Origin of the sequence: Nocardia abscessus NBRC 100374 (assembly GCF_000308455.1) — a bacterium.
In the GTDB taxonomy this organism is placed as follows: Bacteria; Actinomycetota; Actinomycetes; order Mycobacteriales; family Mycobacteriaceae; genus Nocardia; species Nocardia abscessus.
Genome location: NZ_BAFP01000034.1, coordinates 1 through 14,935 on the forward strand (window position 1 = coordinate 1; position 14,935 = coordinate 14,935).

10 protein-coding genes and 1 pseudogene are annotated in these 14,935 nt (G+C 70.1%); 6 read left to right on the plus strand and 5 right to left on the minus strand.

Annotation, left to right across the window (positions count from 1 at the left end):
- Positions 1-970: benzoate/H(+) symporter BenE family transporter (locus ON19_RS06105; RefSeq protein WP_051168585.1), on the minus strand; the 970-nt coding region annotated here is incomplete at its 3' end.
- A gap of 237 nt (positions 971-1,207) precedes the next feature.
- On the opposite strand from ON19_RS06105, the gene ON19_RS06110 reads away from it, so the two are divergent.
- Positions 1,208-2,026 (plus strand): sulfurtransferase, encoded by an 819-nt coding sequence (locus ON19_RS06110; RefSeq protein WP_083899170.1) that lies wholly within the window; start codon positions 1,208-1,210, stop codon positions 2,024-2,026.
- A 66-nt stretch (positions 2,027-2,092) separates the two neighbouring features.
- Here the strand turns inward: ON19_RS06110 and ON19_RS06115 are convergent, their stop codons facing one another.
- Positions 2,093-2,455: a hypothetical protein gene (locus ON19_RS06115; RefSeq protein WP_043688171.1), complete on the minus strand. Its 363-nt coding sequence runs from the start codon at positions 2,453-2,455 to the stop codon at positions 2,093-2,095.
- Positions 2,456-2,605: 150 nt separating this feature from the next.
- On the opposite strand from ON19_RS06115, the pseudogene ON19_RS06120 reads away from it, so the two are divergent.
- From ON19_RS06120 to ON19_RS06130, 3 genes and pseudogenes are all read left to right on the plus strand, one after another.
- Positions 2,606-5,423, plus strand: a pseudogene (locus ON19_RS06120) (DEAD/DEAH box helicase).
- On the plus strand, positions 5,420-6,187 hold the full coding sequence (locus ON19_RS06125) for an SWIM zinc finger family protein (protein WP_043688173.1): 768 nt from the start codon (positions 5,420-5,422) through the stop codon (positions 6,185-6,187). The pseudogene ON19_RS06120 and the gene ON19_RS06125 overlap by 4 nt, the downstream one beginning before the upstream one ends.
- Positions 6,188-6,475: 288 nt before the next feature.
- Complete coding sequence (locus ON19_RS06130; RefSeq protein ID WP_043688174.1) at positions 6,476-7,264, plus strand: helical backbone metal receptor; 789 nt, start codon at positions 6,476-6,478, stop codon at positions 7,262-7,264.
- Here ON19_RS06130 and ON19_RS06135 read toward each other — a convergent pair.
- The 3 genes from ON19_RS06135 to icmF all read right to left on the minus strand — a co-directional run bounded on the left by ON19_RS06135 (position 7,249) and on the right by icmF (position 12,097).
- Complete coding sequence (locus ON19_RS06135; RefSeq protein WP_043688235.1) at positions 7,249-7,656, minus strand: DUF3224 domain-containing protein; 408 nt, start codon at positions 7,654-7,656, stop codon at positions 7,249-7,251. The genes ON19_RS06130 and ON19_RS06135 overlap by 16 nt on opposite strands.
- A gap of 57 nt (positions 7,657-7,713) precedes the next feature.
- Positions 7,714-8,784, minus strand: coding sequence for an amidohydrolase family protein (locus ON19_RS06140; protein ID WP_051168581.1), 1,071 nt, complete (start codon positions 8,782-8,784; stop codon positions 7,714-7,716).
- Between the two features lie 94 nt (positions 8,785-8,878).
- Entirely contained in the window at positions 8,879-12,097 is a 3,219-nt protein-coding gene (gene icmF, locus ON19_RS06145) for a fused isobutyryl-CoA mutase/GTPase IcmF (RefSeq protein WP_043688176.1), read from the minus strand.
- Positions 12,098-12,274: 177 nt separating this feature from the next.
- Between icmF and ON19_RS06150 the strand changes: the two genes are divergently transcribed.
- Together ON19_RS06150 and ON19_RS06155 are read left to right on the plus strand one after the other, a co-directional pair.
- Positions 12,275-13,249 (plus strand): DUF2157 domain-containing protein, encoded by a 975-nt coding sequence (locus tag ON19_RS06150; protein WP_043688177.1) that lies wholly within the window; start codon positions 12,275-12,277, stop codon positions 13,247-13,249.
- Positions 13,250-13,434: 185 nt separating this feature from the next.
- Complete coding sequence (locus tag ON19_RS06155) at positions 13,435-14,934, plus strand: CoA-acylating methylmalonate-semialdehyde dehydrogenase (RefSeq protein ID WP_043688178.1); 1,500 nt, start codon at positions 13,435-13,437, stop codon at positions 14,932-14,934.
- The last annotated feature ends 1 nt before the right edge of the window (position 14,935 follow it).

Genomic DNA, 14,935 nt, shown 5'->3' on the forward strand with positions numbered 1-14,935 from the left:
CCAGGCCCGCGACCGTTTCCAGCGTTCCGGCCGGAGCGGTCGCGATCAGCGTGACCAGGGCGGCGGAGCCCAGCGCCAGCAGCAGGTACATCACGCCCGTGGTGAACGCCGCGATCCAGCGCCGCTTCGGGTCCGGGTGGGCGGCGGGCGCCGCGGAGAGCGCGGCGCTGATGGCGGCGAGGTTGACGGCATGCCCGCCCGCCGGCGCCCCCACGACGGTGCCGAGACCGGTGACGGTCATCGCCGCGCGCCATGGCACCCGGTAGTCGAACGAGGCGAGCACCGCGGTACCCGGAATGTTCTGCGACGCCATGGTGACGATGTAGAGCGGAATCGCGACACCGATCAGCGCCTGCCAGCTCCAGTGCGGCAGCGTCAGTTCCAGCCGCGGAGCCATGGCGCCGACGTCGAGGTGCCGATGCTGCACCGCGATGCTGATCGCGGCGCCTGCCGCGGCGGTCGCGAAGGCGGCGATCACGGCCCAGCGCTGGGCATACCGTTGCAGCACGAGCCACACCAGGATCACCGGAACCACCACCGCCGGACTCGTCTGCACGGCCCGGACCGGAGCCAGGCACAGCGGCAGCAGGACGCCGGCCAGCATGGCCTGCGCTATCTCCACCGGAATCGCGGCGACCAGCGCGCCCAGCCGCTGCCACAGTCCGGTCACCACGATCAGGACACCGGCGACCACGAACGCCCCGATCGCGGCGGGCCAGCCGCCCGCCACCGCGCCGGTCCCGGCCAGCAGCGCCGCGCCGGGCGTGGACCAGGCCAGGGTGATCGGCATCCGGTAGCGGTAGCTCAGCGCCATCATGCCGATCGCCTGCGTCAGGCACAGCGCGAGCAGACCCGACGCCGCTTGCGCGGGGCTCGCCCCGACCGCGGTCAGCCCGCTCAGCACCACGGCGAACGAACTGGTGAAACCGACGAGCGCCGTCACCGCACCCGCGCCCAGCGGCGGCAGCAGTCCGGTCCGCGACCGTTCCTGTTGCCGCGTCGCGGTGGCGGGGGTGGTGGAAACGTTCGACACCGGTCGGATATTGCCCCTGGTCACGAGGGTATGTCGCCTGCCAGTGCCGCGAAACTGGCCTGACTTGGCGCCGGTCGTGACGTGCGACACGAGAGTATGGCCACACCGGCACATCCGGATGCGTAGGGTGGGGGAGTCGGTGCGCGAGGACGCGATTCGGGACGAGGAGCTGAGTTGAGCGCGGTACTGATCTCACCGGGCGAGCTGCGGGAAGCTTTGGCGGACAAGCGGCTTCGCCTACTGGATGTCCGATGGGCGCTGGGCGACCCGGACGGGCCGCAGCACTATCTCGCCGGGCACGTCCCCGGCGCGGTGTTCGTGGACCTGGAAACCGAACTGGCCGCGCCGCCCTCACCCGCGCGCGGCAGGCACCCGCTACCGGATCTCGCGCAGCTGGAGAAGTGCGCGCGCAGCTGGGGGCTGCGCGAGGGCGACCCGGTGGTCGTCTACGACGCGACCGGCGGCATGGCCGCCGCCCGAGCCTGGTGGCTGCTGCGCTGGGCCGGCATCGCCGACGTGCGCATTCTCGACGGTGGGCTGCCCGGCTGGATCGCCGCGGGCGGGCCGGTCGCGACCGGAGCCGAAACGGATCCTGAGCCGGGCGATGTCGTATTGAGCCCCGGCCACCTGCCGGTGATCGACGCCGACGCGGCGGCGCGCTGGAAGGGCGTGCTGCTGGACGCGAGGGCGAGCGAGCGCTTCCGCGGAGACGTGGAACCGATCGATCCCCGCGCCGGGCACATTCCCGGCGCGCTGAGCGCTCCGACCGCCGACAACCTCGACGCCGAGGGCCGCTTCCGCGCCGCTGAAGAGCTGCGCGAGCGCTTCGCCGGTTTCGGGTCCGGGCCCGTAGCCGTGTACTGCGGTTCCGGTGTGACGGCCGCCCACCAGGTCGCGGCGCTGGCCGTCGCGGGCCTGGAGGCTGCTCTGTATCCCGGCTCGTGGTCGCAGTGGTCGAACGATCCCAAACGGCCGGTCGCGACCGGCAGCTAGCCCGCGCCTGCGCCGCGAGGGTTCACGCAGGAGGCGGTGATCGCGGCTCGCCCGCGCCGAACGGTCCTACAGCCAGGCGCGAGCCAGGAGATCGTCGTCGGCGACCTCGCTCGCCCGGGGCGGGAATCGGGTGGCCGCGATCGACTCGACGTGTATCCCGTCGTGCCCGATCACCCACGAGCCGCCGCGCTCCTCGCATTCGGCGATCTTGGCGAAGGCGGTGAGCAGGAACGTGATGGCCTCGCGCGGGTCGGCGGTGCGGGCCAGCCGCTGGGATTCACCGGGCCGCGACAGGTCCAGCCACACGCCTGCCTGCCCGTCGAGCCGCATGCCGACGATCTTGTCGGCGTGCACGAAGGTGAATTTGCGCCGTTCCCACGCGGTCGTCGGGGTGAAGCTCTGCTCGAGAACCTGGAGCAGAATCGTCATGCTGCTTCCTCCGCTTCTCTTGCCACAAAGCTGCGGTTATTCTGCGATGACCTGCGGATATTCCAGTATGTTCCGGTATCGCGCAGAAATCCACAACGGTCGGGCCGCGGTGTGTGCGGCCGTGTCGGACCGGCCTGATTGGATGGGCTGATGCTGCACGGACTGTGGTCGCCGGGATCCGGGTTGCTGCTCTGGCAGGACTCGCCGGTGGCCGCGTCGTCCGCCGAGCTCCCCGATCCGCTGGGCGGCGTGCTGCGGGCGTCGAAGTTCCGGCACCGTGCCGAGGTCATGGTCGTCGCGAACGGCGTCGCCGCGACCGAGCAGGTGCGCGCGCACGCGCTGGCTCCCGTCGCGGCCGTCGCGGCCCTGCGGCAGCGACTGCCCGCCGAGCTGGTCTCCGGGGATCTGCGTTTCCTCGCGCACGTCGCCCACGGCATCGAACGCTGGGTGCGCCGGGCGTGTCGTGCCGGAGCTGCGCCGCGAGGACGGCCAGTGGTGGGTGCGCTGGCGGCTGGTCGGCGGCGAGCGGCAACGCGCCTGGCTGGCCGAGCTCGCGGTCGCCATGCCGCAGGCCCTGCGCGTGGCCGGGCGTCCGGCGGCGCTGCTCGACGACATGGTCACCGAGCTCGCCGATCCGATCGCGCGGGCGCTGGCCGACCTGCCGGATTCGCCGCATCCCCTGGTGGCCGCTCTGGCCGGGGACACTCCGCTGGACAACGGCAGCTATCAGGTCGCCGAGGTGCTGGAACGCTGGCGGGCCAGCCTGACCGGCGACGAACCGGAACTGGTGCTGCGCCTGCTCGAACCGGATGGCGAACTCGGCGTCGCCGACGAGTCGGTGGCGCTGTGGCGGCTGGAGGTCTGTTTGCGGGTCACCGGCGAGGCGCCCAGAACCGTGCCGCTGCACGAGGATCCGAACCTCCTCCGGATCGCGGTGGACAAGCTCGGCGCGGCGCAGCGCGCGTATCCGAGGTTGCGCGACCTGCCGAGCGATCCGCACAGCATGGATCTGCTGTTGCCCACCGAGGTGGTGTTGGACCTGGTCGCGCACGGCGCGCACGCCCTGCACGCCGCGGGAGTCCACTTGCTGCTGCCGCGCGCGTGGAATGTGGCCGAACCGAGCATGCGGCTGCGGGTGGACAGCGCGGTGCCCGCCGCGGAGAGCACCGTCGGTCTGCCTGGCCTGGTCTCCTATCGCTGGGAGCTCGCGCTCGGCGACATGGTGCTGACGGCGGCCGAGATGCAGCGGCTGGTGCGCGGCAAGTCCGATCTGGTCCAGCTGCGCGGTCAGTGGGTACAGGCCGATCACAAGGCGCTGGCGGCCGCGGCCCGCTACGTCGCCGCGCACACCGACGACTCGCCGGTCACCTTCGCGGACATGCTCGGCGAGATCGCGGCCTCCCGCGTGCCGCAGGTGCCGATCACCGAGGTCACGGCCTCGGGATGGGCGGCGGACCTGCTCGACCGCGCGCGCGAGCCGGTAGCGGTCGCCGCGCCCGTCGGGCTGAAGGCCCAGCTGCGCCCCTACCAGGAACGCGGCCTGGCATGGCTGGCCGCCATGAGCCGGATGGGTTGCGGTGCGATCCTGGCCGACGACATGGGACTCGGCAAGACCGTCCAGGTGCTCGCCTTGCTGGTGCACGAGCGCGAGACGGCCGAAGCCGCGGCCGAGCCGCCCGGCCCGACCCTGCTGGTGTGCCCGATGTCGGTGGTCGGGAACTGGCAGCGCGAGGCGGAGCGGTTCGCGCCCGACCTGCGGGTGTGGGTGCATCACGGCGCGGGACGGCGGGCCGGCGCCGAACTCGGCGAGACGGTCGCCGCCGCGGACCTGGTGGTGACCACCTACGCGCTGCTCGCGCGCGACGCCGAGGAACTCGGCAGGCAGCACTGGGCCCGCGTCGTCCTGGACGAAGCGCAGCACATCAAGAACGCGGGAACGCGGCAGGCGCGGGCGGCACGGTCGCTGCGCGCGCGACATCGGCTGGCGCTAACCGGCACCCCGGTGGAGAACCGGTTGGAAGAGCTGCGCTCCATCATGGATTTCGCGATGCCGAAGGTGCTCGGCAGCCCCCAGTCGTTCCGCGCGCGCTTCGCGGTGCCGATCGAACGCGAGCGCGACCAGAACGCGATCAGCCGCCTGCGCTGGCTCACCCAGCCGTTCGTGCTGCGCCGGGTGAAGACCGATCCCACGGTGATCAGCGATCTGCCGGAGAAATTCGAGATGACGGTGCGGGCGAACCTCACCGTCGAGCAGGCCGCGCTCTATCAGGCGGTCGTGGACGACATGCTCGCCAAAATCAAGGACGCGAAGGGCATGGCCCGCAAGGGCGCCGTGCTCGGCGCGCTCACCCGGCTCAAACAGGTGTGCAACCATCCCGCGCACTTCCTGGCCGACGGGTCGAGCGTGCTGCACCGCGGCGCGCACCGATCGGGCAAGCTCGCCCTGGTCGAAGACGTGCTCGAGGCGGTACTCGCCGATGGCGAGAAGGCTCTGCTGTTCACCCAGTTCCGGGAATTCGGCGAGCTGGTGGCGCCGTATCTGGTCGAGCGATTCGGCGCCGAGATCCCGTTCCTGCATGGTGGCGTGCCGAAGAAGAAGCGCGACGCGATGGTCACCCGGTTCCAGGCGCCGGACGGACCGCCGCTGATGCTGCTGTCGCTCAAAGCGGGCGGCACCGGGCTCAACCTCACCGCCGCCAATCATGTGGTCCACCTGGACCGCTGGTGGAATCCCGCGGTGGAGAACCAGGCCACCGACCGCGCGTTCCGGATCGGCCAGCGGCGCGATGTGCAGGTGCGCAAGCTGGTCTGCGTGGACACGATCGAGGAGCGGATCGACGAGATGATCAACGGGAAGCGGCAACTCGCCGATCTGGCCGTCGGCGCGGGGGAGAACTGGATCACCGAGCTGAGCACCGATGAATTGCGCGACCTGTTCGCCCTGGGCGCGGCGGCGGTGGGCGAATGAGTCCCTTCGTCGACTACTCCGAGTACGGGAAGAAGCTGCCGGTGCGCGGCGGGGTGGAAGCACGCAGCAGGCGCGGTGGCTTCGGGCGCACCTGGTGGGGCAAGGCCCTGGTGGACTCGGTCGAGCGGATGGCGGAGCCGGGCCGGCTGGCGCGCGGTCGCAATTACGCCAGGTCGGGGCAGGTGGTGAACTACCGGATCGAGCCGGGTGCGGTGACGGCGGAAGTGCAAGGCAGCCAACCGCGCCCGTTCACCGCGGTGTTCACCGTGCGCCCGCTGCGCGAGGAGGAAATCGCGGAGCTCATCGAGACCATTCGCTCGGCTCCGGGCATGCTGACCGAGATCGCCTCGGGCGCATTGCCGACCGGGCTCGGGCCGCTGCTGCTGCCGAGCACCGCGGCGGAGCTGGATTTCACCTGCACCTGTCCCGACCCGGGCTGGCCGTGCAAGCACGTGGCGGCAGTCTGCTATCTGCTGGCCGAGCGGCTCGACGAACACCCGCGCGAGATCCTGACCCTGCGCGGACTCGATCTGGACACACTGATCGGTGGTATCGAGCGCGAACCGGGACCGCCCGTTTCCGACGACCCGTACGGTGCGAACATCCCTTTGCCGGATCTGCCCACTGTCGAATTCCGCCCGGCGCCCGAGGATTTGGATCCGGTGCTGCTGCGCAGGGCGCTGCGGATGACCTCGGCCGACGAGACGACCGCCGCGACCGGCCTGCGCGAGCTCACCGCGCTGTATCGGCGGTTCGACCGCTGACGTTGGTCGGCACCCAGCATCGGGGCTGTCGGTTACCGCCGGACTGTCGGGGCGGGATCTAGACCGGCGGAGCGAAGGGACCGGAGACTTCCCGATGCCGGGTGCCTTTCCAAGTCTCCCGCCTTTCGACCCCGATACGGAACTGCCCTACAGCGCCCGCACACTGCCCTTGCGCCGAACTTGTCGAACTGCCACCGCGCGCCACCGGATCGTCGCATGGCAGTGCCCGGGGCCGGGGAAGGGGCCCGAACAGGGCAAATGTTCGGATAGGCTGACAGCGTGGCAGGGATGAGTGCCTTGGGCGGGTTGCCTCGCGACGACCTCGGAACTCCGGTGGACGTCCGCACACCGCCGCGCCGGGTGGTGTCGCTCGTTCCGTCGCTGACCGAAGCGGTGGCGCACACCTGTCCGGAAGTGCTGGTCGCCGCGACGCAATGGTGCACGCACCCGGCCGATCTGGCGGTCGAGCGGGTCCGCGGCACCAAGAATCCGCACGTGCGGCGCATCGTCGAACTCGCACCCGACCTGGTGCTGTGCAACAAGGAGGAGAACCGCCGCATCGACGTCGAACGCCTGCGCGCGGCGGGAATCCCGGTGTGGGTGACCGCGATAGAGACCGTCGACGAGGCGATGGTGTCGCTCACCCGGCTCTGCGTGGAGGTGCTCGGCGCCGACATCCCGGAATGGCTGCGGCGAGCCGAATCCGCTTGGGCGCCACCGCCGCCCGTACCGGTTCGCGCCGCCGTCATCCCGGTCTGGCGCGATCCGTGGATGGTGGTCGGGCGGAACACTTTCACCGGCGACATCGCCCGTCGTTTGGGCCTGCGCCTGGTGCATGCCGATCGCCCCGCCCGCTATCCGCACGTGTCGGAGGCCGAACTGACCGCGGGCGTCGACCTCGCAGTGCTTCCCGACGAGCCCTATGTCTTCACCGAAAACGACGGACCCGAGGCGTTTGCGGACATCCCGGTCGCGTTGGTGGAGGGCCGCGCCCTCACCTGGTACGGGCCGTCGTTGGCGACCGCTCGCGCCACGCTCACCGCGCAACTGGCGCGGGCGGCTCAACTCAGTTCGTAGTCGAACCAGATGTGGTGCGTGCCATCGGCGTCCACACTCAGTCCGCCGGTGCCCGTGATGCCGGTGAGGTCGCCGGTACCGCTGCCGGGGACGATTGTGCAGAACTCGTTCGTGCGGTCGGAGCCGCTGGTGCTCGCGACGTGCAAGAAGTTGAAGGTGCCCGCGACGCCGCCGAGCGCCCCCTCGAACGACTCCATCGCCGTATAGCTGCCCACGCCGGTGGCCTGGTCGAACGCCGCGGTGAAAACAGTCGACGAGCGGCCGTCGATCGCGCCGTCGAACTGCTTGGTGATGAGGGCGACGCCGACCGGCAGCGCGGTGGTGATCGTGGGATCGGGCACCACCTCGGTCGGGTCGAAGGAACGCACGGAGAAGGTGCCGGTAACTTTCACGCGGCAGATGCTAGCCACGGGGGCCGACAGCATCGACCGCTGCGCGGCTTCCACCACTCAGTCCGCGATCCGGTAGACGCGCTGCGCCGTGGTCCGGAAGACCTGCGCGAGTTCCGCCGGTCCGCCGCCGTGGCCGGTGACGGCGGTAGCGACAGCCTCGATGCTGTTCGCGATGCTGGTGACCGGCTTGTCCACCGGGAAGTTCGAGCCCCAGATGAGCCGGTCCGCGCCGAAGACGTCCAGGGCGTGCTCGATCAGCGGGCCGATCCGGTCGAGCAGGTCCGCCGCGGGTGTCGGCGTGCCGCGCGGCGGGATCGGATGCCCCAGAATCGGCATCATCAGACCGCTCACCTTCGCGACCACGTTCGGCCGCGCGGCCAGGGCGGCGAGATCGTCGCGCCACCGCACCAGCAGTTCCCTGCGCAGCCCCGGATGCGTGCCGGTGTGTTTACCGACGCCGCCGAAGATCCCCGCGGGCGTGCCGAGGTGGTTCAGCACGATCGGCACCTCGGGATAGCGTTCGGCCAGCGCGGTGACGTCGGGAATGGCGTGCGAGTACACCCACGCTTCGAAGGACAGGCCGCGCTCGGCCAGCTGGGCGAAGCCGTCCAGGAAGGCTTCGGTGGTGAGCTTGCCGGGCGTGTCGGTGAACGACCGCACACCGGGATCGGGGTGGTGGGCGACCATCGTGCGGATGCCGCGCAGCAGCGGTGACGCGGCCGCGTGCGCGTCCAGCAGCTCGGCGAACCCCGGCGCCGCCGGGTCGCCGCCCGCGAGGATCGCGCCGAGGCGTGGCGCCGCCTCCAGCGGCAGCCCCGCCACCCAGGCGGTTTCCCCGGCCTTGCCCAGCGGTCCCGGCTGCGACCATTCGACCTCGATGTGCGCGACCACCTCGACCGGCGCGTTCCCGGCGTCGGCGCGGTAGTCGAACGGAAGGTAGGGCCGCAGGTAGGCGATCGGATCTCCGACGAACTCGCGATCCCGCCGCGGTGCGAGGCGCTTCGCCGCGTCCACCGGAACCGGCAGCAGCCGGAACAACTTCGCCAAGGCACTGAAATCCCGGGGTGTGGTGAACGGATCCCACTGGTGGATGTGCGCGTCGATGATCCGAATTTCCGAGAGGTCCATGTCTGCCATCCCAACCACGCCGAAGGTTTGCTCGGCGATTGTCACACGCCTCGCGCGGGCCGGGCCGGATTATCGGCGCGACCCGGCCCGGTCCTCACACGTTGCGGCGGTACTGCCCTCCGACGGTGAAGAACGTGTCCGTGATCTGCTGCAACGTGCACACCCGTGCGGCCTGGATCAAGACCTCGAAAATGTTGTCGTCGGTGCGGGCCACGGCTTCGAGCCGGGTGAGCGCGGCGTGCGCGGCATCCCGGTTGCGCTGCTGGAACTTGCGGACCCGCCGCAACTGGGACTGCTTCTCCGCCTCGGTGCCGCGCGCCAGTTCCAGCTCCCGGTGCGGCTCGTCGTGGGAGTTGCGGAAGGTGTTCACCCCGATGATCGGCAGCGAACCGTCGTGCTTGCGCTGTTCGTAGCGCATCGATTCGTCCTGGATCTTGCCGCGCTGATAGCCGGTCTCCATCGCGCCGAGCACGCCGCCGCGTTCGCTGATCCGCTCGAACTCGGTCAGCACGGCCTCCTCGACCAGATCGGTGAGCTCGTCCACCAGGAAACTGCCCTGCAGCGGGTTCTCGTTCATCGCGACGCCCCACTCCCGGTTGATGATGAGCTGAATGGCCAGCGCGCGGCGCACCGATTCCTCGGTCGGGGTGGTCACCGCCTCGTCGTAGGCGTTGGTGTGCAGGCTGTTGCAGTTGTCGTAGATCGCGATCAGCGCCTGCAGCGTGGTGCGGATGTCGTTGAAGTTCATCTCCTGCGCGTGCAGTGACCGGCCGGAGGTCTGGATGTGGTACTTCAGCTTCTGCGAGCGTTCGTCGGCGCCGTAGCGATCCCGCATGGCGACCGCCCAGATGCGCCGGGCCACCCGGCCGATCACCGAGTATTCCGGGTCCATCCCGTTGGAGAAGAAGAACGACAGGTTCGGCGCGAAGTCGTCGATGTGCATGCCACGCGCGAGGTAGGCCTCCACGTAGGTGAACCCGTTGGCGAGGGTGAAGGCCAGCTGGCTGATCGGGTTCGCGCCCGCTTCGGCGATGTGGTAGCCGGAGATCGACACCGAGTAGAAATTGCGGACGCCGTTGCGCACGAACCATTCCTGGATGTCGGCCATCATGCGCAGGCTGAACTCGGTGGAGAAGATGCAGGTGTTCTGGCCCTGGTCCTCCTTGAGGATGTCGGCCTGCACGGTGCCGCGCACCGTGGCCAGCGTTCGCGCGCGCAGTTCGGCCGCCTCGTCCTCGGTCGGCGGCCGTCCCTGCTCGGCCGCGAAGCGATCGAGCGCCTGATCGATCGCGGTGTTCAGGAAGTAGGCCAGGATGGTGGGCGCCGGGCCGTTGATGGTCATCGACACCGAGGTGGTCGGGGCGGTCAGGTCGAAACCGTCGTAGAGCACCTTCATGTCGTCGAGCGAGGCGATCGATACCCCGGAGGTGCCGACCTTGCCGTAGATGTCGGGCCGCTCGGCGGGATCGTGCCCGTAGAGCGTCACCGAATCGAACGCGGTGGACAGCCTTTTCGCGTCGGAATGCTCGCTGAGCACCTTGAACCGGCGGTTGGTGCGGAACGGGTCGCCTTCGCCCGCGAACATGCGGGCCGGGTCCTCGTTGTCGCGTTTGAAGGCGAACACTCCCGCTGTGAACGGGAACCGGCCGGGCAGGTGCTCGGCGCGCAGGAAGCGCAGCAGCTCACCGTGATCGGTGAAGCGGGGCAGCGCGACGCGCGGAATCGAGTTGCCGGACAGGGTTTCCCGGCGCAGCGGGGTGTGGATCTCCCGATCGCGCACCCGGACCACTTGTTCGTCCCCGCGGTAGGACTCGGCGAGCGCGGGCCACTCGGCCAGCAGCGCGGCGTTCGCCGGCGTCAGATCGGCGCGGGCGCGTTCGGCCAGTTCGGCGACCGCGGTGTCGCCGGGCAGTTCGGCCGCCACCTGCTCGAGGCGTTGCAGCCGTTGCGCGGCGAGCGCTTGGGCGGCGGTCTCGGCGTGGTAGCCGCGCACGGTCTCGGCGATCTCGGCCAGGTAGCGCACCCGCGCCGGCGGGATGAGCTGGGCGAAGCGCGTGGAGGTCCGGGTGTCCACCCGGGGCAGTGCGCCGGGCTCCAGCCGCAGGCCGTGCTGCGCGAGCAGCCCAGTCACGTGCTGGTAGAGCGCTGTCACGCCGTCGTCGTTGAATGTCGCCGCGCTGGTGCCGAAGACCGGCATGTCCTGCGGCGCGGCGTGGAACTCCTCCCGGTTGCGGATCAGCTGGCGGGCCACGTCGCGCAGCGCGTCCGCCGCGCCACGGCGCTCGAACTTGTTGATCGCCACCACGTCCGCGAAGTCCAGCATGTCGATCTTCTCCAGCTGGGAGGCGGCGCCGAACTCGGGCGTCATCACGTACATCGACACGTCGACGTGATCGGTCACCGCGGCGTCGCCCTGACCGATGCCCGGCGTTTCCAGGATGACCAGGTCGTATCCCGCTGCCTTGCAGGCGGTCACGATGAGATCGATGTTGTCCGGCAGTTCCCGTCCGCCGCGGGTGGCCAGCGAGCGGAAGAAGACGTGCTCGCCGTCGAGCGCGTTCATCCGGATGCGGTCGCCCAGCAGCGCGCCGCCGCCGCGCCGCCGGGTCGGGTCCACCGCGAGGATCGCGACCCGCACCTTGTCCTGCTGATCCGAACGCAGCCTGCGCACCAATTCATCGGTGAGCGAGGACTTTCCGGAGCCGCCGGTGCCGGTGATGCCCAGCACCGGCACGGTGCGCGCGGACGCGGCGTCGGCCAGCTCGAGCCGGTCTTCCTCCGTCAGCGCGTTCGCCTGCAGGCAGGTGATGACGCGGGCCAAGGCGGCGCGCTCGCCCGCGAGCACCGCGTCCAGTTCCGGCGGCTCGGCCGCGAGGTCGATGTCGCACGCGCGGATCAACTGGTTGATCATGCCCGGCAGACCGAGCCGCTGTCCGTCCTCGGGGGAGAAGATGGTCACGCCGGACCCGGCCAAGCGCGCGATCTCCTCCGCGACGATCACGCCACCGCCGCCGCCGAAGATCCGCACGTGCTCGGCTCCGGCTTTCCGCAACGCGTCGCCCAGGTATTCGAAGTACTCGACATGACCACCCTGATACGAGCTGACCGCGACACCTTGGGCGTCCTCGGTGAGCACCGCGTCGACCACCTCGCTGACCGAGCGGTTGTGGCCGAGATGGATCACCTCCGCGCCCTGGCTCTGCAGGATGCGGCGCATGATGTTGATCGCCGCGTCGTGCCCGTCGAACAGGGCCGCTGACGTGACGAAACGAACGGGATGGGTGGGTACGTAGAGCGCGCTGCTGTCGGCCACGGAATTCCTCCGGCGAGTCCATTGGCGCCCGATACTAGGACGTCAAACTAATCCTACGGTGACTGCGATCACATCGCCAGGTATCTCACCGGTGCCGGTCCGCGTGTCCCCCGGCTGCCCAGGGGGTCCGAGTCCGGTTCGCGTTGTGCCGGCGGCCGACTCGGACATACTGGGCGCATGGTGAGGGATGAGAGGGCAGGCGCCGCGCTGGGCCGGCTGGTCGCCGAGGGTGTCCTGTCCGAGGGCCAGGCCGAGGCGGTGCTCACCGCGCTCGCCGTCGAGCGGGCGTCGGCGGTGGCGCGCGGGAAGGTGCTGGCCGAGATCGCCGCGTACGTCGGTGCCGGGCTGCTGTTCGGTGGGATCTTCCTCGTGGCGTCCTCATCCTGGGACGATCTCGGGCGGCCGGTCCGGGTGGGCGTGCTCGCCGTCGTGTCGGCCGGTCTGCTGCTCGGCGGAGTTCTGCTCACCGGCGTGCGATCGCGCCGCACGAGCGCGCACAGCGCCCGTGCCCGGCTGGCGGCGGTCCTGTTCGCGCTGGGTTCCGTCGCGCTCGCCGGGGCCGTCGGCACGGCGCTGGAGGGTGGCGGCTCCGATGCCGCATGGGTTTTCGCGTGTGCGGCGGGAGCGGTGATCGCGGTGCTCGGTTACCTCGCGCTGCCGTCGGTCGTCGGAATGCTGGTCTGCGCGTGCTTCGTGCCCGCGGCCGTCGCGGGGCTGCTGACCGAGGTGATCGACCTGGACGACACCTGGGGCAGCGTGGCGGTGCTGCTGCTCGGTGGCGTGTGGTTCGCGCTGGCCCGGCTCGGAGCGTTGATCGATATCCGGGTCGGATACCTGATCGCGATCGTCACGTCTGTCGCCGCCGCGCAGAGTGTGGACATCGACGGCCGGACCTGGGCCTACGGACTCACGGCGCTGGTGGCCCTGGTCTGCTTCGCCCTGTACGCGACCCAGCGGTCGGCGGTGCTGGTCATCGGGGGCGGTGTGGCGATCGCGCTGGCGGCGGGCGAGGCGGTCTCGGACTGGACCGACGACTCGCTGGGCGCGGCGGCCGTCGTGGTGGCGATCGGCGCGATCACGCTCGGGCTCGGCGCATTCCGGCTCGCGCGGCCGTGGCGGGAGAAGAAGGCTGATCCGGTAGCGAAGCCGTAGACCGCCGTACTGGCCGGTGCTTCGCGGTAGCCGGCGCGATCGGCAGCCGCGGGCCGGGTCGGTCGGCTCCCGGCCGTGGGATGAATCACATCGGACCGGCGGCCTGTCAATACTTGGACATCCAACTATAGGATGACCGCATACCGCACCGCGGTGTCCCGATCGGCTACCAGAACAGGACTGGCATGGTTCGCGAACTCACCCATTTCATCGGCGGACAGCATGTGCCGGGCACTTCCGGCAACTTCGGCGACGTCTTCGATCCCAACCTCGGCCAGGTGCAGGCGCGGGTGCCGCTGGCGAGCAAGTCCGAGGTCGAAGCGGTCATCGCGAACGCCGAGGCGGCGCAGCCGGTGTGGGCCGCCTTCAACCCGCAGAAGCGGGCGCGCGTGCTGATGAAGTTCCTGGCCCTGGTGCAGGACGAGATGGATTCGCTGGCCGCCCTGCTGTCCTCCGAGCACGGCAAGACCATCGCCGACGCCAAGGGCGACATCCAGCGCGGCCTGGAGGTCATCGAATTCGCCGTCGGTATCCCGCACCTGCTCAAGGGCGAATACACCGAAGGCGCGGGCACCGGCATCGACGTGTACTCGATGCGCCAGCCGCTGGGTGTCGTCGCGGGCATCACCCCGTTCAACTTCCCGGCCATGATCCCGCTGTGGAAGGCCGGTCCCGCGCTGGCCACCGGCAACGCGTTCGTCCTCAAGCCCTCCGAGCGCGACCCCTCGGTGCCGCTGCGGCTGGCCGAGCTGTTCCTCGAAGCGGGGTTGCCCGCCGGCGTGTTCAACGTCGTCAACGGCGACAAAGAAGCCGTCGACACGCTGCTGCACGATCCGCGCATCAAGGCCGTCGGCTTCGTCGGCTCCACCCCGATCGCGCAGTACATCTACGAGACCGCGACCGCGAACGGCAAGCGCGCCCAGTGCTTCGGCGGTGCGAAGAACCATGCGATCGTCATGCCGGACGCCGACCTCGACGACGTCGCCGACCAGCTGATCGGCGCGGGCTACGGTTCCGCCGGCGAGCGCTGCATGGCCATCTCGGTGGCCGTCCCGGTCGGCGAGGAGACCGCCGACCGCCTGGTGGCCAAGCTGACCGAGCGGGTGCACAAGCTCAACATCGGCCGTTCCGACGACCCCGGCGCCGACTACGGCCCGCTGGTCGGCCAGGACGGCGTGAACCGGGTGAACAACTACGTCCAGATCGGCATCGATGAGGGTGCCGAACTGGTGGTGGACGGACGCGGTCTGGTCGTGGAGGGCGCCGAAGACGGCTACTTCGTCGGCGCGACGCTGTTCGACAAGGTGACTCCGGAGATGCGGATCTACCGCGAGGAGATCTTCGGCCCGGTGGTCAGCGTGGTCCGCGCCAAGGACTACGAAGAGGGACTGCGGCTGGCCAACGAGCACGAGTACGGCAACGGCGTCGCGATCTTCACCCGCGACGGCGACACCGCCCGCGACTTCGCCGCCCGCGTGCAGGTCGGCATGGTCGGCATCAACGTGCCGATCCCGGTGCCGATCGCGTACTACACCTTCGGCGGGTGGAAGCGCTCCGGCTTCGGCGATTTGAACCAGCACGGCCCGGATTCCATCCGCTTCTACACCAAGACCAAGACGGTGACCCAGCGCTGGCCCTCCGGCCTCAAGGAGGGCAACGCGTTCGTCATCCCGACCATGGACTGAC

Excerpts from the sequence above, each read along its gene's own strand:
- ON19_RS06115 (WP_043688171.1), bottom strand. The coding sequence starts at position 2,455 with ATGACGATTCTGCTCCAGGTTCTCGAGCAGAGCTTCACCCCGACGACC.
- ON19_RS06125 (WP_043688173.1), top strand. The coding sequence starts at position 5,420 with ATGAGTCCCTTCGTCGACTACTCCGAGTACGGGAAGAAGCTGCCGGTG.
- ON19_RS06130 (WP_043688174.1), top strand. The coding sequence starts at position 6,476 with ATGAGTGCCTTGGGCGGGTTGCCTCGCGACGACCTCGGAACTCCGGTG.
- ON19_RS06140 (WP_051168581.1), bottom strand. The coding sequence starts at position 8,784 with ATGGACCTCTCGGAAATTCGGATCATCGACGCGCACATCCACCAGTGG.
- ON19_RS06150 (WP_043688177.1), top strand. The coding sequence starts at position 12,275 with ATGGTGAGGGATGAGAGGGCAGGCGCCGCGCTGGGCCGGCTGGTCGCC.
- ON19_RS06155 (WP_043688178.1), top strand. The coding sequence starts at position 13,435 with ATGGTTCGCGAACTCACCCATTTCATCGGCGGACAGCATGTGCCGGGC.